Source organism: Candidatus Laterigemmans baculatus (genome assembly GCF_010367455.1).
Classification (GTDB): Bacteria; Planctomycetota; Planctomycetia; order Pirellulales; family Pirellulaceae; genus Laterigemmans; species Laterigemmans baculatus.
Genome location: NZ_WRPR01000033.1, coordinates 1 through 19,879 on the forward strand (window position 1 = coordinate 1; position 19,879 = coordinate 19,879).

The 19,879-nt window shown below is 64.6% G+C and carries 15 protein-coding genes; 2 read left to right on the plus strand and 13 right to left on the minus strand.

Annotated features, from left to right (window positions below; genetic code table 11):
• Positions 1–116 precede the first annotated feature (116 nt).
• From GNK13_RS06825 to GNK13_RS06835, 3 genes are all read right to left on the minus strand, one after another.
• The gene (locus GNK13_RS06825) at positions 117–761 is read right to left on the minus strand and encodes a DUF2293 domain-containing protein (RefSeq protein ID WP_203328963.1); all 645 of its coding nucleotides are present in this window, start codon (positions 759–761) and stop codon (positions 117–119) included.
• A 250-nt stretch (positions 762–1,011) separates the two neighbouring features.
• Positions 1,012–1,704, minus strand: a complete 693-nt coding sequence (locus GNK13_RS06830; protein ID WP_164101764.1) for a leucine-rich repeat domain-containing protein — start codon at positions 1,702–1,704, stop codon at positions 1,012–1,014.
• Between the two features lie 495 nt (positions 1,705–2,199).
• Positions 2,200–3,198, minus strand: coding sequence for a DUF1559 domain-containing protein (locus tag GNK13_RS06835; RefSeq protein ID WP_164101813.1), 999 nt, complete (start codon positions 3,196–3,198; stop codon positions 2,200–2,202).
• 488 nt (positions 3,199–3,686) lie between these two features.
• On the opposite strand from GNK13_RS06835, the gene GNK13_RS06840 reads away from it, so the two are divergent.
• On the plus strand, positions 3,687–5,024 hold the full coding sequence (locus GNK13_RS06840; protein WP_164101765.1) for an outer membrane protein assembly factor BamB family protein: 1,338 nt from the start codon (positions 3,687–3,689) through the stop codon (positions 5,022–5,024).
• Positions 5,021–5,977 carry a putative 2-dehydropantoate 2-reductase gene (locus tag GNK13_RS06845; RefSeq protein WP_164101766.1) on the plus strand — a complete coding sequence of 319 codons (957 nt, stop codon included), beginning with the start codon at positions 5,021–5,023 and terminating at the stop codon, positions 5,975–5,977. The genes GNK13_RS06840 and GNK13_RS06845 overlap by 4 nt, the downstream gene beginning before the upstream one ends.
• Here GNK13_RS06845 and GNK13_RS06850 read toward each other — a convergent pair.
• The 10 genes from GNK13_RS06850 to GNK13_RS06895 form a co-directional block, all read right to left on the minus strand.
• Positions 5,974–7,374, minus strand: coding sequence for an O-antigen ligase family protein (locus GNK13_RS06850; RefSeq protein WP_164101767.1), 1,401 nt, complete (start codon positions 7,372–7,374; stop codon positions 5,974–5,976). The genes GNK13_RS06845 and GNK13_RS06850 overlap by 4 nt on opposite strands.
• A gap of 239 nt (positions 7,375–7,613) precedes the next feature.
• On the minus strand, positions 7,614–8,039 hold the full coding sequence (nusB, locus tag GNK13_RS06855) for a transcription antitermination factor NusB (RefSeq protein ID WP_164101768.1): 426 nt from the start codon (positions 8,037–8,039) through the stop codon (positions 7,614–7,616).
• Between the two features lie 2 nt (positions 8,040–8,041).
• Entirely contained in the window at positions 8,042–8,551 is a 510-nt protein-coding gene (ribH, locus tag GNK13_RS06860) for a 6,7-dimethyl-8-ribityllumazine synthase (protein WP_164101769.1), read from the minus strand.
• A 6-nt stretch (positions 8,552–8,557) separates the two neighbouring features.
• Positions 8,558–10,036: a transcription termination factor Rho gene (gene rho / locus GNK13_RS06865; RefSeq protein WP_164101770.1), complete on the minus strand. Its 1,479-nt coding sequence runs from the start codon at positions 10,034–10,036 to the stop codon at positions 8,558–8,560.
• A gap of 172 nt (positions 10,037–10,208) precedes the next feature.
• Positions 10,209–10,862 (minus strand): dephospho-CoA kinase, encoded by a 654-nt coding sequence (gene coaE, locus GNK13_RS06870; protein WP_164101771.1) that lies wholly within the window; start codon positions 10,860–10,862, stop codon positions 10,209–10,211.
• 80 nt (positions 10,863–10,942) lie between these two features.
• The gene (locus GNK13_RS06875) at positions 10,943–11,677 is read right to left on the minus strand and encodes a zinc ribbon domain-containing protein (RefSeq protein ID WP_164101772.1); all 735 of its coding nucleotides are present in this window, start codon (positions 11,675–11,677) and stop codon (positions 10,943–10,945) included.
• Positions 11,678–11,788: 111 nt separating this feature from the next.
• Positions 11,789–14,542: an ATP-dependent RNA helicase gene (locus GNK13_RS06880; protein ID WP_164101773.1), complete on the minus strand. Its 2,754-nt coding sequence runs from the start codon at positions 14,540–14,542 to the stop codon at positions 11,789–11,791.
• On the minus strand, positions 14,539–15,306 hold the full coding sequence (locus tag GNK13_RS06885; protein WP_164101774.1) for an alpha/beta hydrolase: 768 nt from the start codon (positions 15,304–15,306) through the stop codon (positions 14,539–14,541). The genes GNK13_RS06880 and GNK13_RS06885 overlap by 4 nt, the downstream gene beginning before the upstream one ends.
• A gap of 160 nt (positions 15,307–15,466) precedes the next feature.
• The gene (locus GNK13_RS06890; RefSeq protein WP_164101775.1) at positions 15,467–18,451 is read right to left on the minus strand and encodes a TolC family protein; all 2,985 of its coding nucleotides are present in this window, start codon (positions 18,449–18,451) and stop codon (positions 15,467–15,469) included.
• Positions 18,452–18,576: 125 nt separating this feature from the next.
• On the minus strand, positions 18,577–19,878 hold the full coding sequence (locus GNK13_RS06895; RefSeq protein WP_203328964.1) for an ABC transporter permease: 1,302 nt from the start codon (positions 19,876–19,878) through the stop codon (positions 18,577–18,579).
• Position 19,879 lies beyond the last annotated feature (1 nt).

A 19,879-nucleotide genomic window follows, 5' to 3' on the forward strand; every position in this document is an offset into this window, starting at 1 on the left:
CTCCCCCGCGGCTCGGCTGCGGAACTTTCGTTCGCAGCCAAGCCGCGGGGGAGAGGGGACCGGAAAACTGCACGACCTCCCCGGGAGGGTCGCGTTGGTGAGCAGTCGCTTCACTCTCACTCCGGCGGCTGGCGCAGCGCTCGTTGCAGGGGGCACTGCTCGGGGTCGACTCCGCGGTTCTTGCGATAGGCGTCGAGCAGACGTCGCGATTCGGCGGCCAGGGTTTGGCGGACTTCGCGTCGCTTGCCTTTGATGCGAGCGATCTTGAGCGAATCGTAAGCGGTGGTTTGGTGCCGCATCCACGCGATCACCGCCGATTCGGCACGCCGCTCGATGGGGATCCGCGTCGTTCGAGCCACCGTTCCGCTGCCGACGGGCGTTGCGTGGCGGGTGACAGCCGCAGCCAGTTTCTCCGCGAGCTCCGCGTGCTGCGGAGAAAAATTCAGGAACTGGAGCACGGCCGATTCAAACGAGCCGACGTATTCCTGCTGCTTGCGTTCGCGACGACCTCGGTCCGCTTCCAATCGTTTCGCGTAAGTCTCGGTTGAACGCTCGGCGAGCAAGCTCTCACGGATCGATGCGATCCGCCCGGCATCGGCCCAGACGCCGCGTGAGAACGTCTTGCGGCCCTTCTTTTCCTGCACGGTCCAGGTCGGGCCCGAGGCTTTGACCCGCCGCGTGAGCGCCGCGTCGCCGGGCGGAAGCAGCGTCCAGCCGGCGGGCGGGCGGAGCGTCTGGCCGTCCTCGGTGATCACGGTCACGGGATTGCTGCCACCGGGGCGAACAACCCGGCTCGGCTCCGAGGATGGCTGAGAAGGGCGAACCGGGGATCGGGAGGATTCAGGCACGTGCAGCGACTTCCATGACAGCCGTGGGCGAAGCGGCGCGGCGGAGGCGCCGGATGAGTCGCCAATTGTTCCCGCGAGCCCGATCGCCGCAATAGGGTACCCGTACGCCAGGCTTTCCAGCCTGACATATCAGCCTGAGTCCGCCTGGAAAGGCGGACGTCCGTTAGTCGCTTTGCGGCTCCCCTTCCGAATCGGCTTCCCCTTCCATTGGCTCTGCAGGCACTCCGGCCGCCTCAGGCTCCGCTTCCATGAACTTGGTCAAGTTCGGCATCTTGGCTTGGAAGGCCTGGGCTCCTTCGGGCGTGATCCTCGTCCGACCCGCCCGCAAGGTTTGCAGCTCGGTGAGTCCTTCGAGGTGCGTGAGCCCCGCGTCGCTGACCTGCGTCTGAAACAGATACAGACTCCTCAAGTTTTTGAGATCCTTCAAATGCACCAACCCGGCGTCGGTGATCTGGGCGTCGCTGAGGACGAGCTGTTCGAGGTTGTGCAGATTTTGGAGGTGGACGAGACCCGCATCGGAAACCTTGGAAGGCTTCATGTATCCGCCGCCGATGTCCAATTTCTTGAGATTGGTCAAACCGGCGAGGTGCACGAGTCCGGCGTCGGTTATATCGGTGCCCCCGAGATCGAGTTCCTCCAACTCACTGAGTTGCGCGAGATGCACCATGTCGTCATCGACCACGGGCCTCGATTCTAAAACTACCTCTCGAGCTTTTCCTTCGGGAGTCAGCACGACGGCGGCCCCAAGCGACTCGAGGTGTTCGATGGCCGCTCGCTCTTCGGAATGAAACGGGCTGCAGCCTAGCGAGAGGACGAGAAGAAGCACGATCGAGGCAAGCGTTGGGCAGCGTTTCACTAGAATCCTTTGCTAAGTAGAAGACACCCTCCCCCCGGGAGGGTCGCGAGGAACGAGCGGGGAGGGTGATCTGCGACGTAGAGACCTCAAGGCGAACGGATTCCGCTGGCCCTCCCCGGGCCTAAGAACCCGACCCTCCCCGGGGCGGTGACGGCAAAAGGCAGTTTTCTTATAGCCGCCCTTTGGTGGGCCCACCTCAGGCTCGCGGTCTTAGGGACGGGACGGCGGCCTGCCCCGTTGGAAATCCTCGGGCGAATACATGCTCGTAGAACTCGGATCGGAGGTGTCGATAAAGTCCGGTCGGTCTCGAGGATCGGGTTTCGATTCTCCGCAGCCGCAGAGCGACAGCGATGCGATCGAGAGTAAAAGAAAGACGGTAGTGATGCGCATCCAGGAAGCCTTAAGTTGTGGTCACGGTCGAAGACGGGCGGAGTGACTCTGTGGAAGCGTCACTCCGCCCGTTTCAGCGGCAAGATGAAAAATCGCTGACAGAGGCTACGGCTGTTGGGGCGGCTGCACGCCGTCACGTTTGCCGTTGATGATCACCCAGGTCGCGTAGTCGATCGTCTCGGAAACGGTCCGCACCGAGCCATCGGCATAGGAAGCCCCCACGATTCCCGGATGGAGCGAATCGCTACCCCAGTGCTCGTTGTTGGGTCCGATGTGAGTGATATAGCCCGGTTCCTGCGAGTAGGGGGCGGCCCGGAACCAAGTCCCGTAAGCGCCAGCCGCTCCGTCGACCGCGCAGTAACGGGCGGGATCGGCGGCTTCACCCCACTGCATCGGAGCGATGAACGCTGCGGTAAAGACCGCTTCGCCGGGGCCGCTGCGGGGAACTCCCTTGCCTCCGGTGTGGCGAGCGCCCCATTTGTGGCCGTAGGTCGAATGCTCGGCCACAATGATCGTATTCGACGTACCGTCGGTGATGTCGCGGAAGGAGTTGGATTCGAGAACGGTAAAGATGCCGCTGTAATCCTTGTTCGGCAGGGCGTCCTCGATCGGATCGTCATACCAAGGATGGTTAATCCGGTTCAGCTCGTAGCCCTCGGCCCCCGCGTAGTTCGTCCAGGCGATTCCATGGGTTTCCGCGGTGTCGTTGAACTGCGGACTCGACGGGCACATCAGGGTGGGTATGAGCTGGGCGACGTGCGGCTGCTCCCACGCGGGCAAAGCAAAATTGATCGAGTCGTGCAGCGGGCCTTGCTCGATGAACGGCAGAATCGAGGTCACCCACGTGTGATGGTAGGGACCTTCAGGCGTCCCCGTCTTGTTGCCGTAATAGCCGAGCGGCGGGAAACGGCTGTGAGTGCTCTGGTAGTTGTGCAGAGCCAATCCAACCTGCTTCAAGTTGTTGCTGCAGCTCATTCGGCGAGCCGCTTCGCGAGCCGCTTGAACGGCTGGCAACAGGAGCCCAACCAGGACTCCGATGATCGCAATCACAACGAGCAGTTCGACCAGGGTAAAACCCGACCGTCTGCGATGGAAAAGTCGCATCGCCACACCCTCTATAAGAACACGAAATGGTAAATCACTGAGTATGAGAGAAAGCGTGTGGCGGGTTGAGCTCGTTGCCCAGCTAAGGGAGCCCAGCTAAGGGAGCCCAGCTAAGGGAGCCCAGCTAGCGGGGCCCAGCTAGTGGGGCCCAGAGCCTCCCAGCCGCCGGCTTGCGGCGGTGAGAACCCCCACAGAGAAGTAAGGTAAGCGGCGGGCTCGCCGCGTGTCAAACTTTTTCTGAAGCGCGGCAAGAGGGCGCCGACGGCTCATCAGGTCTGGGCTCTATCAGAAAACCCAGGGGTTTTCGGCTTTTGAGCCGTAGGCGCTAGCCTCGGGCCACGCAGCCCCGGGATTTCCGCTGCAGCACCCGCGGCTAGCGCCGTCGGCTCAGGGTTCGCCAGGGGTCTCGAGTTCGGCAGGAGGGTATTGAGGCGATAAGATGGCGTCGGTTGATTTTCTTCTCCTTCCGCGCCGCATTGCCGTCACCCATGGTCCGCCCCGCACTACATCTCGCGATTCTCATCGGCTGTGGTTCGCTGCTCATCGCCACGCCCTGGGCTCCCTCGCTGGCCAGCCCTCCTCCCACGTTGTCCTCACCAGCGGATCTCGATCGCTACCGCTGGCCAGAATTCCGCGGGCCACTGGGTAACGGTCACGCGGTGGACCAAGCCCAACCTCCCCTCGAGTGGTCCGAGAGCAAGCATGTGCTCTGGAAGCGGCCGACCGAAGGGCGTGGATGGTCCTCGCCGGTCGTCTGGGAGGGGACGGCCTGGATGACCGCGGCCACCGACCAGGGGCACTCGATGTGGGCGGTGGCGATCGATCTCAGCGACGGCCGGCAATTGTGGCGGACCGATTTGTTTGAGAATGAGGAACTCCAAGAGACCCACTTTCTGAATTCCTTCGCGTCGCCGACGCCGGTCACCGATGGCGAGCGGGTGTGGGTGCATTTCGGCAGTTACGGAACCGCTTGTCTCGATGCGCGATCCGGCCGCGTGTTGTGGAAGCGCCGCGATTTTCCCTGTTACCACCACCGCGGTCCGGGAAGTTCGCCGATCCTCTGGCGGGACAAGCTGATCATTCATTTCGACGGGTTCGATTTGCAATATGTGGTCGCCTTGGATGCCGCCAGCGGTGAGACGCTGTGGAAGATCGATCGCGACGTCGACTATGGCACGGACAACGGAGACGTGCACAAAGCGTTTGCGACGCCGCTGGTGATCGAAGTCGACGGGCAAACGCAGCTGATCAGTCCCACCTCCAAAGCCGTCCTCGCCTACGACCCGGAAACTGGCGAGGAACTTTGGCGGGCGACGTACGGCGAATTCAGTCCCGCCATGCGGCCGCTCTGGGACGGCGAGCGGATCTACGTGAACACGGGGTTTCCCAGCGCCAAGCTGCACGCGGTCGATCCGCGGGGCGTGGCGGATGCAGCGGGCAAGCCGATCGTGTGGACGAACCGCCAGGGGATCGGCTCGAAGAGCTCTCAGCTGGTTCACGAAGGGCTGATTTACAACGTCCACGACGCGGGGGTGGCGACCTGTATCGACGCGGCCACCGGCGAGACGCTCTGGCGCGAGCGGCTCGACGGCAAATTCAGCGCTTCGCCGATCCTCGCCGGCGGGTACCTCTACCTGTTCGATCACGACGGTAAAGCCCACGTGCTCCGCCCCGGACGGAGCTTTCGCCGGGTAGCCGAAAACCAGCTCGACGACGGTTGCATGGCTTCGCCAGTCCCGCTAGGAACGCACTTGCTGGTGCGGACGCGGTCGGCGCTGTACTTGCTCGGCAATTCAGATTCACCAGTGAAGGGGAAGCAGGAATGACGCGGCGGAGTTTCGCGATAATTGGGACCGGAGCCCTCGGTGGTTTCTATGGCGGCTTACTCGCCCGAGCCGGGTTCGACGTCCACTTCTTGCTCCGCAGCGATTTGGAGCACGTCCGCGAGCATGGGCTGCAAGTCGAAAGCAAGCTCGGCGATTTCCACTTGCCCCACGTCCAGGCGTACGGCTCAGCGGCGGAGATGCCCGAGTGCGACGTCACGATTCTGGCCCTCAAGACAACGCAGAACCATCTGCTCGACGAGCTGCTCCCCCCGGTGACCGGACGCCGCGGGATCGTCCTCGTATTGCAGAACGGGCTCTGTCCCGAAGCCGATTCGGCAGCGATTGTGGGACCCGACCGGGTGCTCGGCGGCGTCTGTTTTTTGTGCAGCAATAAAGTGGGACCGGGCCACATCCGGCATCTCGATTACGGCCGCATCGTGCTCGGCGAACACCGAGTGGCCGAGGCACCGCCGGCCGGGATTACGCCGCGCGTCGCTCAGCTGGTCGAGGATCTCCGCTCGGCCGGGATTGACGCCCATGGCAGCGAAGACCAGTGGCGGGCGCGGTGGAAGAAGCTGATGTGGAACATTCCCTTCAATGGTCTCTCGGTCGTGCTCAGCGCCTCGACCGATACGCTGATCCAGATCGAACCCTCCGCGGCGCTCGCCGCCTCGCTCTCGGAGGAAGTGCGGGCGGCGGCCGAAGCGTGCGGCCGGAGCATCGAACGCGAAGCGGTCGACGAGATCATGGAACACACCCGCGACATGGTCCCCTACGACAGCAGCATGCGACTCGATTACCTCGCCCGCCGCCCAATGGAAGTCGAAGCCATCTTCGGCGAACCGGTGCGAGCCGCCGAACGAGCCGGATTCGATCCCAAGCAGGTCCGGATGCTCTACTGGCAGCTCAAGTTCCTCGGAAGTCTGAATACGAGTACTGAGTCTGAGTACTAGGTACTGAGTGCCAGAGACTGCGTTCTCCGTTCCGGCAATTCGGCAGCGGACGCGCTCTTGGCCACGACGCCGCCTCGGCTGTGGACGCCCATCGTCAATCCGGCGATGAACATCAAGTACATGTGGACCATGGGGATCACGGTCACGTCTTGGAACATCCCGCTGGCCAAGTAGCCGACGGTCATCGCTACCATCACCATCCCCAGCCGTCGGGCCTCGGGATCGATCGTGGTGTTGCGATACAACGACCACCCACAGGCCGTCCACCAAGCGAGCAATCCGACCAGCAAGGCGAGGCCGATCAGTCCGCAATCGACCAGCAGCGAGAGGAAGATATTGTGCTGCATGTAAGGCCCAGCGGTCTGCAGCGGCAGTTCCCAGTCGCGGATCTGGGTGTACGCCTGGTTGTGCGCAAAGTAGTGGCCGTAGCCGTGCCCTAGCAGCGGGCGGTCTTGGAACATCTCCCAGGCGATTACGGCCAGCAGCGGACGCAGCTGAATCGACTCCTCGGCCGCTGAGGCCGAAAGGTGCTCGTCGCGTTTGATCCGCAGCAATTGGTCCTTGTAGAGCATCCCCATGCCGCCGGCGACCAGGACGGTGGCGGCGAGCGACCAGACGCGCAACCACCGCGGGGCGTAGTGCAGAGCGATCAGGCCGAGCAGCAGGATGGCTCCCAGCCAGACGCAGCGCGTGAGCGTGGCCCCGCAGCCGGCGAGGATCACGAGCACCGCCGCTCCATAGCCCAACTTTCCGATTCGTCCCGGCTCGAGCCACCGCATCACGGCGGCCCCGAGCGCAACGGTCAGCACGATCCCGTTGCCGGTCGGGTTGAGCAGGGGACCGCGTGCCCGGCCGAGAAATTCCCAGATCTCAGGGTCGACGATGTACCGCGGGAAAACCAGCGCGTGGGCGCCGGAAGTTTCCAGCACCGCGACGATCCCAAGGTAGACGCCGAGGCCGATCAGGCCCGAAGAGACGAGCCGCAGGTCCGAGCTCCGCAGCGTCGCGCTGCGGGCGATCGCGTACATCCCGGCCGGCAGAAAGATGTAAAAAATCCACCGCGCCAGCGGGCTGCTGCCGTCGGGAACCGTGCCACTGCGCTGCGACGAAACGGCAGTGACCGCGACCAGCGCCAGCAGCAACCAGTCGGCTCGCGAGAACCGCTTGGGGTCGGTCTCACCGAGCCGTCTCTGGACGATGAAAAACGCGATCAAGCAGACCCACAGGACGCGGTCGAGGCTGATCTGAAAGGGACCATCGATCGCGAAAAACGAAGGTCCAAACACCGTTCCTGCAACCAGCACGACCAGCCCAAACAGCGGCACCGTGCCGTGGCGGAGCAGATGGACGAGCCAGACGGCGGCGGCCAGTGAAAACAGGGGGACCAGGGGCGACATCGGGCGGTGCGAGCGGAGGCAAACGGCGGCGCCACGCAACCGCCGCGCGGCAAATCAGCCGAGAAAGCCTAGCTCACGATTGGGGACGGAGTACGGAGTACTGAGGATCTCGTACTCGTACTCAGCGTAGCGGTACTCGTACTCAGCGCAGCGGTAATCGATCTTTCGGAGCAAGCCTGCCTCTCAAACTCGGTGTCCCGCCCGAAGCGAGTACGAGTACGAGTACGAAGGAATTATTCTCACCCTTTCGCTTTTTCTGCGACCGGTTGGCTGTGGAGCAGCTTGTCGAGCACTCCGTTGACGAAGCGGGCGCTGTTGCGATCCCCGTAGCGCCGCGCGAGATCGACCGCTTCGTTGATCGCCACGCGGCCCGGGGTGCCTCCGACCAGGATTTCATAGGCTCCCAGACGGAGGATGTTGCGGTCGGTCACGGCCATCCGCGAGAGCGACCAGTGGGTCGCGTAGCGGGCGAGCTCCTGATCGATCTTGTCGCGGTGAAGCAACGTTCCGCGGAGCAGCGATTGGGCGAACTCGGCGAGCGCCTTGCGGCCCCGCATGCGGCGGGTGATGAAGTCCAGTGACGATTCCGGTTCGCGGCCGGGATTGATGTCGGCCTCATACAGCATCTGCAGCACGACTTCGCGTGCCCGTCGACGTGTGGCCATCCTCAGTCCTCCGCTTCCTCTTCGGAACCATCGCCGAGCAGCGCCTGCATCTTGACTCCCAGGCGGAGCATCTCGAGCAGCGCTTCGGCCGCTTCGATTCCCTTGTTGCCCATGTTGCCGCCGCTGCGCTGGATGGCCTGCTCGACGTTCTCGCAGGTCAGCAGTCCGAGGGCGATCGGGGTGTCGGCATCGACCGAGGCATTGATCAGCGCGGTGGTCACGGCCCGGTTGATGTGCTGGTCGTGGGTGGTTTCCCCGCGGATCACCGCCCCCAGGGCGATCACGCCGCAGATCGCTTCGCTGATCGCCATGTTCAGCGACGGCAGCACCAGTTCCCAGGCCCCGGGGACTTCGACGACGACGATCCGCTCTTCGTCGAAGCCGCCGTTTTGAAGCGTTTCCAGCGCCCCGCTGAGCAGCTTGGAAGTGATCGAGTCGTTGTAGCGCGAGACGATGATGGCGACATAGCCTTCGGGCAAATCGCCATCGGCGCCGGAGAGTTCAATGGCCACGGTGTGTTATTCCTTGATACTTAGCAAAAATTCGGCGTTGTTTTGGGTCTTGCGGAGCCGGGCGGTGAGTTGTTCCATCGCGTCGGCCGGAGACGCATCGGCCAAGCTGCGGCGGACGATCGCCACGCGGCGATACTCTTCGGGGTCCATCAGCATCTCTTCCCGCCGCGTCCCGCTGCGGTGAATGTCGATCGCCGGCCAGACGCGTCGCTCGACGATCCCCCGGTCAAGAACCAACTCCAGGTTTCCAGTCCCTTTGAACTCTTCAAAGATCACATCGTCCATCCGGCTGCCGGTATCGACTAGGGCGGTTGCCAAAATCGTCAGCGAGCCTCCCTCTTCGATTTTCCGAGCTGACCCGAAGAGGGCTTTGGGTTTTTGCAGCGCCCCGGCGTCGAGTCCACCGGAGAGGAGTTTGCCGGTCCCGGACCCTTCGCTGTTGTGGGCCCGGCCGAGCCGCGTGATCGAGTCGAGGAAGATCACGACGTCGATCCCGTACTCGACCATCCGCTTGGCTTTTTCGATCACCATGTGGGCGACCTGAATGTGCCGCGCCGGCGGCTCATCGAAGGTGCTGCTGATCACTTCGCAGTTCGGTCCTTTGACCTCCCGCTCCATGTCGGTGACCTCTTCGGGCCGCTCGTCGACGAGCAACATGATCACGTAGGCGTCGGGGTAGTTCTTCAGGACCGCCCGAGCCATCTTCTGCATGATGACCGTCTTGCCGGCCCGCGGCGGGCTGACGATCAAACCCCGCTGGCCGAAGCCGATCGGGGCGATCAAGTCGATTACCCGCGTGCTCATGTCGTGCGGGTCATGCTCCATGATGATCCGCGTGTCGGGGTGCAGCGGAGTCAGGTTCTCGAACGGCGTGCGGCGACCCCGCTGGGCTGGATCCTGGCGATTGATCGCCTCGACCCGCAGCAGCGCAAAGTACCGCTCGTTCTCCTTCGGCGGGCGGATCTGGCCGGCCACGGTGCTGCCGGTCTGCAGCCCAAAGCGGCGGATCTGGCTCGGCGAAACGTAGATGTCGTCGGGGCAACTGAGGTAGTGGTAATCGGGGCTGCGGAGGAACCCAAACCCGTCGGGCAAGATCTCCAGCGTCCCCTCGCCGTACATCAACCCATTGGCCTTCATCCGCTCCTTGAGGATCCGGAAGATCAGGTCCTGCTTGTTCAGTCCGGCAATCCCCTCGAGCCCGTCGGCCGCGGCCATCTCGAGCAGCTCCGAATGGGGCATCCGCTGCAGCGCCGCCAGATTCGTGCTCGGCTCGCCATCGCCGGCCGCCGGGATTCCGACGACGCGGCCGGAGCGATTCGCTTCGTCGACGATTTCCTCTGGTAGGGAGAGCGGATCCCGCTCGGCGTCCAGTTCGCGAATCCGTTGGTCGACTTCCGCGTCGGGGTGGCGGGGGCGGTCCGCAGGCGAATCGGAGGAGCGGCGAGAGCGGTCGTTATGCGACCGGAGTGGACGTTGATGTGGCATGGTAAAGGGGATGCGACGGAGTCGAAGGCGATAAGTCGGGAGGGCGACCGCAGCGATCCGCGGTCGGAGGAGGGAGGGAGATCGTAGCGCGACGAACAGTGGTGCTTGAGGAATCCCGGGCGGTTCGTCGTTCGGCTCACTCTCGGTCGAGTCGGAATGGAAGGATCCGGTCTCAAATGCAGTGGCCAGGAGCGAGAAGAAGAGGGTGCATTGAGCGAACTTCCAGGGCCTGCATCAGTGCGGACCAGTGCATTTGCGTTTGGCGCCTCAACTCGCCGCGATCACCGTCGTTCATCAGCAGATGCGTTGAAAGCCGCCGTTTCTGTTGGATGTCCATTTGTCTGCGTTCACGTCTCTGCAGTTCCTGGACCGACCAACCACGCTCGGCGATCCAGTCGAGACGGAGGTGCTGGGGTGCCTCCACGCACCAGATCGCGTCACACATCACGCCCCAATCCGCTTCCAGCAGCATCGGGGCGTCGAGCACCGCAGCGAGGCTCCTCTGCCGGGCCGCTCGCCGCATCCGCCGCACTGCCAGTTCTCGGGCCGGGGGATGAACCACCGACTCCAGATAGTCTAATCCTTGCCGACTCGCAGCGTCATCCCCGAAAACGCGGTCGGCCAAAACCGGGCGGTCAATCTGCCCCCGCGCGTCCAGAACGTCTCGGCCGAACTGAGCCGCAAGCCGCCGACGGACTTCGCTGAGCCGCAGACAGCGACGGGCGATCCGGTCGGCATCGATCCAGGTTGCTCCGAGCTCCCTTAAGTGCTGGGCAACGGTCGACTTTCCGCCTGCCGGAGATCCGACAATCCCAATGACGACCAAGGAACTCTCCCCACGCTCCGCCGACCCCAAGCTCCGCCGACCCCAAGCTCCGCCGACCGCTCGTTCAGCGGACCGCTCGCTCAGCGGACCGTCCGGTCTTCGGGAAGATACATCATCGCCCCGCACGCCGGACAGCGGACGGCTTGGCCGAGATACAAGCGGTTCATCATTTGCGAAGTGAGCATCTGGTAACAGCCGCCGCAGGTTTCGCCTTCGACCGGAGCGAGCGCCTCCTCGCCGCGGGTGCCGACGATGCGGTCGTACTCCAGCCGGATCGGCGGAGGCAACTGGTCCTCGGCCTCGGCCAATTCGGCTTCCACGCGGGCGAGGCTCTCGCTCTTTTGCTTCATCGTCTCGTCGACCGTCGAGACGAACTCCGCGTGCTCTTCCTGGCGACGCTTGAGCTGTTCCTGGAGCTCGGTGCGCTCGGCTTCCAAACCATCGATCCGCTCGTAGGCCTCGAGAATTTCGTCCGAGAGGACTTCATTCGCTTGCTCGTCGGCCGCGATCTGCTCCTTCAGCGCCGTGTACTCGCGGTTGCTGGCGGCTGAGTTCAATTTGATCCGTAGCTGCTGGACGCGATCCTCACGCGATTTCAGCTGCAGCTGCTTCTCATCCGCAGCCATCTTCGCCTTGCGGAGCTTCTCCTGCGATTCGCCCACCGTCGCCTCGAGCTCGGCGACCATCGCGGCGCTTGCCTGAATCTGCCGCGGGCCCCGCTCCAACTGACTTTTCAGATCCGTTCGCTGACGCTGAATGCGGTGCAACGTCCGGAGGAGTTCGGCGGAGACTTTGATCGATGTGTCGGACGACATGGGGCGGCATCAGGGGAAGTGCGGAGATGAGCGGGCTACCCTTCAACATCCGGCGAGGCCCGGTTCCCGTCAAGTCAGGGGCCCGTCAAGTCAGGGGCCGCCGTGTCGAGCTCAGCGAGCGTCGCGTCCCAGCCCGCTCCGCGTGGCGGTCGCCTCCAGTGGCCGCTCGGGCCAATGGTGTTTGGGATACCGCCGTCGGAGCTCCTTGCGGACTTCGGCGTAGGTCGAACGCCAAAAGCTGGCCAGATCCGACGTCACCTGGACCTCGCGATGATTCGGAGCGAGCAATCGCAGCAGCACCGGCACGCGGCCGGCGGCAATCCGCGGCGTCTCGGTCCAGCCAAACAATTCCTGCAGCCGGACCGACATCGCGGGAGGGCCCTCCAGCGGATACTCCACCGCGATCGCGTTGCCGCTCGGGACTTGCAGCCGGGGCGGAGCCCACTGGTCGAGCTGCCGCAGCGATTCGTAGCCCAGATGCGCTTTGGCCAAGTCCAACCACGGTCCCCGTCGCACTTCGTCGATCCCCAGCGCGTTGCCACAGATCTGCTGAGCGATCTCGTCCAAGGCCGCCTCATCGAGGACCGGGAGCGGTTGTTCGGGCAGCCACTCCCGGACTCGCCGCGATCGCGTTACCAGTTGCATCAGCTCCGCATCGTCAACCGGGAAAGCCCGCTCCCACTGCAGACGGACTTCGCGGATCAGGAGCTCGGCGGCCTGCTCGCGATCGACGATTTCGGTGGGCGTTTCAGCGAGCAGCAGATCGTACCAGTAGCGCCGCCGCCGACCGACGATCCGCCGCTGCGTCGGGTTGAAAAAGTACTCGTCGACTTCCCGCAGCCCCGGGCCAGTCCCCAGTTCCTGCCCCTCTTCGCTTGTCACCTCTTCGCTCGCCTCGAGCCACTCTTCACGGACCGGAGCGGCCAAGCGGACGTCGGCGTCGCGTCCCTTCTGCAGCAGGTCGAGGCACAGAAAGAGCGGGCTCCCGGCCGCCGCCTGCGGATCGCTGAGTCGCACGCCATGCCCACCGACCATGATGCCCCGCGGGCCACCCCGATCGCCTCCGCCCCGCTCTCGCTGGCGAGCGAGCCGGTCGGGAAAAGCGTCGAGCAGCGAGCGGCAGAGCGCCGCGTCGATCTCGTCCGGGTCGAGCGACGGACTGCCCGGCGGCCCGTCCCCCGCGCCGATTGACCCCGCGCCGATTTCCCCCGCGCCCGCTTCGCTCGCGCCCGTGGACACTGCTTCCGTTGCGGCTTCACTCTCGGGATTTTCCTCGACGGCCCAAGAGCGCTCGACCGCCGAAGCGAGCTGCTCGGCTGTCCGCCGCACCGCTTGGCCGGCCGGCCGCAGAATGGTTCGGTCGGCGGCGCCGTCGATCCACCGCTCGATCCGCTCGGCGCGGTCCGCCAGATTGCCGCTGGGCAGCCCCAGCAGCGCCGCATCGTTCGCCGCCAGTCGTCCTCCGCGACGATCTTCAAATGGATCTCGCTCGGCCAGCATCGCCGCGGCGATCGATGCCCGCCGCAAAATTCCGCGGCGGTGCCCCGAGAGGACCAGCCGAGCCAGCCGCGGATGAGCCGGGATGCGGAGCATGTCGCGGCCGAGGCCCGTGATCCGTTGGCCCGTGATCCGCCCGCCAGCGATCGCTCCCAGCTGTTCGAGCAGGTTGCGGGCAGCGGCGAGGCCTTCCTCGCGAGGCGGCGTCAGCCAGGGGAACTGCTGCAAATCGGTTTCGCCCCAGCCGAACAATTGCAGGACCGCACCGGCCAGATCGCCGCGGTGGATCTCAGGCGTGTCGAACTCGGGCCGGGCTCGATGGGCAGGCTGCAGCCACAGCCGAAAACAGGTTCCTGGGGCAGTTCTTCCGGCGCGCCCGGCACGCTGCTCGGCGGCGGCTCGCGAGATCGGCTCGACGTCCAGCCGTGGCAGTCCGACCGCCGGGTTCATCCGCATCACCCGCGCCAGTCCGCTGTCGATGACCGAGGTGACGCCGTCGATCGTCACCGACGTTTCCGCCACGTTCGTCGAGAGCACGATCTTGCGGCGTGAGGAGGGCCGCAGCACGCGGTCCTGCCGCTCGGGCGAGAGGTCGCCGTAAAGCTCCAGGATGTCGGCGCCGGCGACGCAGGCCAAATCGCTGATCTGACGCGCCGTGCGGCGAATCTCCCCCACACCGGGCAGGAACACCAGCACATGCCCGTCGCTCGCGGCCATCGCCCGAGGCAGCACTTCGGCGACTTGCGCTTCGAGCCGATCGTTCGACGACCGCTTGGCGTAGCGAATGTCGACCGGGTGCATCCGCCCGCGGCTTTCGACGAGCGGAGCTTGGTCGAGGAAGGCGGCGATCGGTGCGGCATCGAGGGTCGCCGACATGACCACCAGCCGTAGCTCGGGCCGCAACGAACCGCGGATCCGCGTCAGCATCCCGAGCGTCAGGTCGGCTTCGAGCGAGCGCTCGTGGAACTCGTCGAGCAGAACCGTCGAAAACGACTCGAGCAGCGGGTCGCTTTGCAGTCGCCGCAGCAGCACGCCGTAGGTCATCACGACGATTTTGGTCGCCGCTCCCCATCGCCGGTCCATCCGGACTTGGTAGCCGACCCGCTCGCCGACATTTGTCCCCAAGAGCGAGGCCAAGCGAGCGGCAACCGCGCGGGCCGCCATCCGCCGCGGCTGAAGCAGCAGCACGCGCTCGGAGCCCGAAAATGCTTCGAGCAGCGCCAGCGGAACGCCCGTCGTCTTGCCGGCTCCCGGGGGAGCGGCCAGCACGGCACGATTCTCCCGCCGCAGCGCCTCGATCAATTCGCCGGCGACCTCGCTGATCGGCAGCGAAGCCAGCTCCGCCGGCAGCCGCAAAGCGCCGCTCATGCCGACTCGGAAGCGGCGGCGGAGTCGTTGCGGTCCATCATCCGGCGGATCGCAGCGGCGGTCTCGTCGACCGCTTCGATCGTCAACGTGTGCGGACCATCAAAGGGAAAGAAGTGCACCGGCACGCCCGCGACTTTCCACATCTCGTACATCGCCTCGGCACCTTCGAAGGGAAGGATCGGGTCGAAGGAGCCGTGGCTTTGAACCGTCTCGGTGTTGACCAGCCGCATCGCCGCGTCGGTCCAGGCCGCTTCGCAGATCAGCGTCCCCGAGTAGGCGAACAGCACTCCCGGCGGTTCGGCCAGTCCCCGCAGCGCTACGTCGACCGAGAGCATGGCTCCTTGCGAGAAACCGCCGAGGGCCACGCGCTGCGGACCGCAGCCGAGCACCTGCATCATCTCCTCGATCGCCTCGACCACCGCATGCCGTGCCTCGCTCAGCCCCGGTGGCTCATGCGTTCGCAGTTCGGTGATATCCCGGGCTTCGGTCATTTGCAGCAATCGGGCCATGTTCAATCGCCACCAGGCCCGAGCCCCGGGCATCCCCTCTTCGTCGAGCGACAGCAAGGCCGCCGGAAAGACAAACCGCGCACGGCTCGCCGCCGGCCCCAGGGCCCGCGTCCATTCATTGGCTACCGGAACCAGATCGCCCCCCGGAGCCCCGTAGCCATGGAGCGCAACGACGAGCGTATCCGGGTTCGGCCCCCCATCGACTTGGACGCAGTCGAGCTCCGCGTACCGCTCTCTCGAGGCCGAAATCGTCATCCGCAGGAGTCCTCTGGTGGCAAATGGGCTTAAGGTTGTGGTCGGGGTGGCAAGACGGTTTCATCAGCCGCAACGCGCTAGCGTCCGGTTTCCCAAGCGTTTTCGGAAACCGGGGGCTAGCGCCCGGCGGCTGATGAACGATCCCGAGGGTCCCCATGCCCTATCGTACGGTCCGCTGAATTTCCTCGGAATAGTGCAGCCGAGGCGGCAGGGTACCGTAGGGGTGCGGATTGTTGGCGGGGAAGTTCAGATCGATCATCGGTTGCATCTCCTCGTCCCGCAGCCCCGGCCAGTAGCCGACCGGGTCGAGGCGGATCGCTTCCAAGTCGAAGAACAATTCCACGCGGTCCAGGATAAACGCGATGTGCTGGCTGGCGACGCTGCTCAGGGCGGCCGTGTATGCCTGCTGGGCTTCGAGGAAGTCGCGAGCGACCACATCGCCGCCCCCCGGCAGCTGCAGCTGCAGCCGCGTGCTGACGACTCGCTCGTACGCCAGGGCGGCCGACTTGATCGCGATCTCGTACTGGTTCCGCCGCAGACGCAGGTTGCGGAGGTCCTCGCGGATCTCGAACTTGATCCCGTCTTCCGATTCGATCAGCTGGCGGATCGCCTGGTTGTAGTTGATCAGCGCGACGCGGTAATTGTTCCGCTGCACGCGGCGGTTTAGCGGCGTGTCCAGTGCGATACTGAGCTGCGTTTCGCTGTTGTCGAAGCCGAAGTCGAATGGCGAATTGGAGTCGGGGTCGGTTCGCAGGATTTGCGTGGCTCGCAAGTCGAGGATCGACCGCAGATCATCGGCTGCAATCTTCACCGTCCGGCGGGCGTCGGACAGCTCGCCCCGGCGATTCATCAAATCGAGCCGATTGACCAGCGCCGACAGCATCGCTGGGTCTTCTTCGACTTCGAGCTCCGCCAGCCCAGCGTCGCTCCCGGCAATTGCCTGGTCGGCCAGCTGCAGCGAATCGGCGACGGTCGCTTCGACAAATTCCAAAAACGCCTCGCGATCGTCCGGGACTAAACCTTCGGATGTTTCGTCGGCCAGCTGCTCGGCCTCCTGGACCAACATCTCGGAACGGGCGACAACGTCCGGCAACTGGGCCAGTTTCTCTTCCGGCGGAAGGACGCGGAACATCTCCTCCAGCTCGCTCCGCCGCTCGGCGATCGACGCGCGACGCTCCCGGACGTCCTGGATCGCTTCGGCTTCCAGAGCCGCGTCGGCTTCCGTCTTGCGGATCCGCAGCGATTGTTCGGTCACGCCGAGCAGAGCATCGATCAGATCGAGGTTGCGGAAGTAGACCTGCAGCGGCAGGAGGTCGAGTTCGCGATCGCCGCGGAGCTCGCCGCGAAGGGCGTCGACGCGCCCCTGGGCCTCGAGCAGATGGAGGACGTTCGTGACCCGAGTGAGTTCTTCCGACTCGGGCAGTCCTTCGGCGGCTTCCCCCAAAGTGGCTTCTCCAGAAGTTGCGTCCTCCCGGAGCTGGCGGCTCAGTCGCTGGATGTCGGCGATCCGGTCAGCCAGCACCGTGGCCGCGTTGATCAGACCGCTCGCACCCCGGCGGGTCCGTTCCTGCTGGGCCAACAACTCCCGCCGCGTGCGGCTTACGAGCTCGCGGGCTACCGTCCACTCATCGCTGGCGGTCAGCGTTTCGAGCTCTCCCAAGTCCAGGTTCAGCGGCATTTCCGGCTGCAGTCCCATCGACAGCTTGAGCCGGTCGAGCGACGACTCCAACTGGTTGCAGCGGCTCACCAAGTCGCTGCGGCTGCGAAGCGCGTTCTGTTCGAACTGGTCGACCTGGACGCGGGGCAACTGGCCCGCCACGTACTCGGCCTGGGCCTGCAGGAAGCCCCGCAGGTTGCTGAAGTAGTCCTGCGAGGCGATCTCGATGGCTCGATACGAGAGCAGCAGGTCGTAGTACTGGTTGGCCAAGTCGCGGAACAACTGGCGACGGAAGCGAATGAAGTCGCGCGAGGCGTAGACCACATCCCGCTCGGCCTGCGTCAGTGCTTCAAATACCACGTCCCGCTGAAAGATCGTCTGCTCGAATTGAAACAGGAGTGTCGAGTTGACGTCGGCGGCAAATCCTTGTGGGCCGTTGAAGGTCAGCGCCACGTCGTTGGCAAAGCTGGCAAGGAATTGACCGGCGGTCGCCATCGTCTGGGTCACCGCCGCCCGGGTCGGGATGTTGAGCGTGTTGACCTGCTCGCCTTGGACGTTCAGCGAGCGGTAATTGAGGGCCGTGCCGTTGCCCGTCGCAGTGGGCTTGAGCATGTACTGGTAGCGCTCGCGCGTCAGCCGCAGCGCGGTCTGGTACAGAACCTCCTTGCGGGTCTGGTACTCGCGGCTGTTGATCAGCGCCAACTCCATAACGTTCGGCAGCGTCAGCCGTGGTGCGTCGCTGGTCAGCCCCTCTGGCACGCCTCGCCCAAAGGTCCGCCGGTACTCCTCCCGCATCGATTCGAACTCCAGCATCCGCGGCAGGCAAACCTCCGGAATGTTTTCCCAGGTCGCCGCCGGAATCGGCACGATCCGCAGTCCGCTGTCGTCGCTGGTCCCCCCCTGCACCGCCTCCGCCCCGCCGACCGGAATCTCTTCTCCCGCTGGCGGAGTGATTTCCTCGACGGGCGGCTGCGAGGGCTGGACGAGCGTGGCTAACTGGATTGCCGGATCGGTGGCGCGCTCGGTGCTGGCCGCATCGTCGACCGCATCGTCGACCGCATCGACTGCGGGGGCGGGGAGCACTTCCTCCACCGGGACTCCATCGCCAAGATCCGACGCTCCGTCCTCTCCAAGCCCATCCGGCGAATCATCGGCGCGGTCGGTTCTGGAAGCCTGCGACGGGTCGCCCGAGACGAGCGGCGGCAGCGGGTAGCTGTTGAGCGTTGGGACCGCACCGGGCAGCTTGGGGCAATCCGGATTGGTGGGATCAAAAAACCGGGCCCTGGCGTCGGGGTAGACGTTCGTCTGGTAGGGCAGCTGATACGGTTCGGCCGCGTCCTTTTCGGCCAAGATGTGCGCGACCTCACCATCCGCGTCCAGCCGGTAGTGCCGCCGCGAGCAGCCAGCGAAATGCAACCCGAGGATGACCACCAGGCTCGCAGCGGCCAACGACCGCGGTTCAACGTTCGACAGTGCTGGAGTGGACATTCGGCGCAGACAAACCGGGAACGTGACAGGATCCACTTCCTGGGATCGGACGTCCGGTTGCACCGATTTGAACGAATATGCGACTTCTTCCGGTTTTACCGGCCCTGGAGTCCGTCGGCGGCCGCTTACTGCTGCCGAAGCGCCTCGATGGGATTCATCGCCGCCGCTTTGTAGGCGGGATAAACGCCGAAAATGATCCCGGTGGCGACCGAGATGCCGAAAGCCAGCACGATCGAGATGAAGCTGGTCGAGGTCTCAACGCCAGCGGCCAGCGTCACGGCGATGGGAATCGCGACGCCGAGCACGATACCGAGCACGCCACCGGTCGTACTGAGCACGGTCGTCTCGAGTAGGAATTGGCGAATAATGTCTTTCCGCCGTGCGCCGATGGCTCGGCGAATGCCGATCTCGCGGGTCCGCTCGGTGACGGTCGCCAGCATGATGTTCATAATCCCGATCCCGCCGACCAGCAGCGAGATTCCGGCGATCGAGCCGAGGACCAGATTCCAGATTCGCTTCTCGTGTTCGGCCTGAGCCATCAGCTCGAGCGGGACGACGACCTGAAAATCGCTCTTCTTGGGATGCGAGCGGTTGAGCAGCTTGCGAACCATCGCGGCGGTCGGGCGGACCAGATCGGGACCATCTTTCGACTCTTTGACGGCCAACGTAATTTCGCTCAATTCGATCCGATCGTATTCGCGACTCCCTCGCGGTCCGCTCCGCTGCAGTTCGCCGAAGCGACTTCGGGCGGCGGCCAAAGGAATGAAAATGTCGCGATTTTGGTCGTCGGTGCCCGAGGCGGTGGGGCGGGCCAAGCCGCTGTCTTGCGCTTCGAGGATTCCAACCACCCGGTAGGCACCGTCGCCGATCAGCAAAGGCTCGCCGAGAGGGTCTTCGAAACCGAACAGGGCGTCGGCTGCACCGCGGCTGAGGACGGCGACGTTGGCGAACTTCTCGTTGTCGTCGTGGACGAGAAACCGACCCCGCTCGACCTGCAGGTTTTTAACCCGCGTCAACTCCGGGACGGTGGCAACCACGCGCGTCTCTTGCAGCCGTCGCCGGCCGTGGTTGACGTCCTTGCGATGCATGGCGACCGGGACTGCGATCTCACCGGTGGGGATCCGCTCAAGCGACCGCAGATCCTCGTAGGTCAGTCCGTAGGCGTTGATTTGGAAGTAGCGGTTGGAGCCGCCGTTCTGATTCCCGGCGCCACCCTCCTCGAGCGACGGCTTGACGCTCCGGATGATCACGTTCGATGCGCCCAACTCACGGATTCGGTCAAGCGCTTGTTGCTTGCTCCCCTCGCCGACCGAGAGCATGGCGATGACCGAGGCGACGCCGAGAATCGTCCCGAGCAGCGTCAACGCGCTCCGCATCTTATGCAGCAGCAGGTTGCGCACAGCCAGTTTGAAGGTCGCGATCCACACA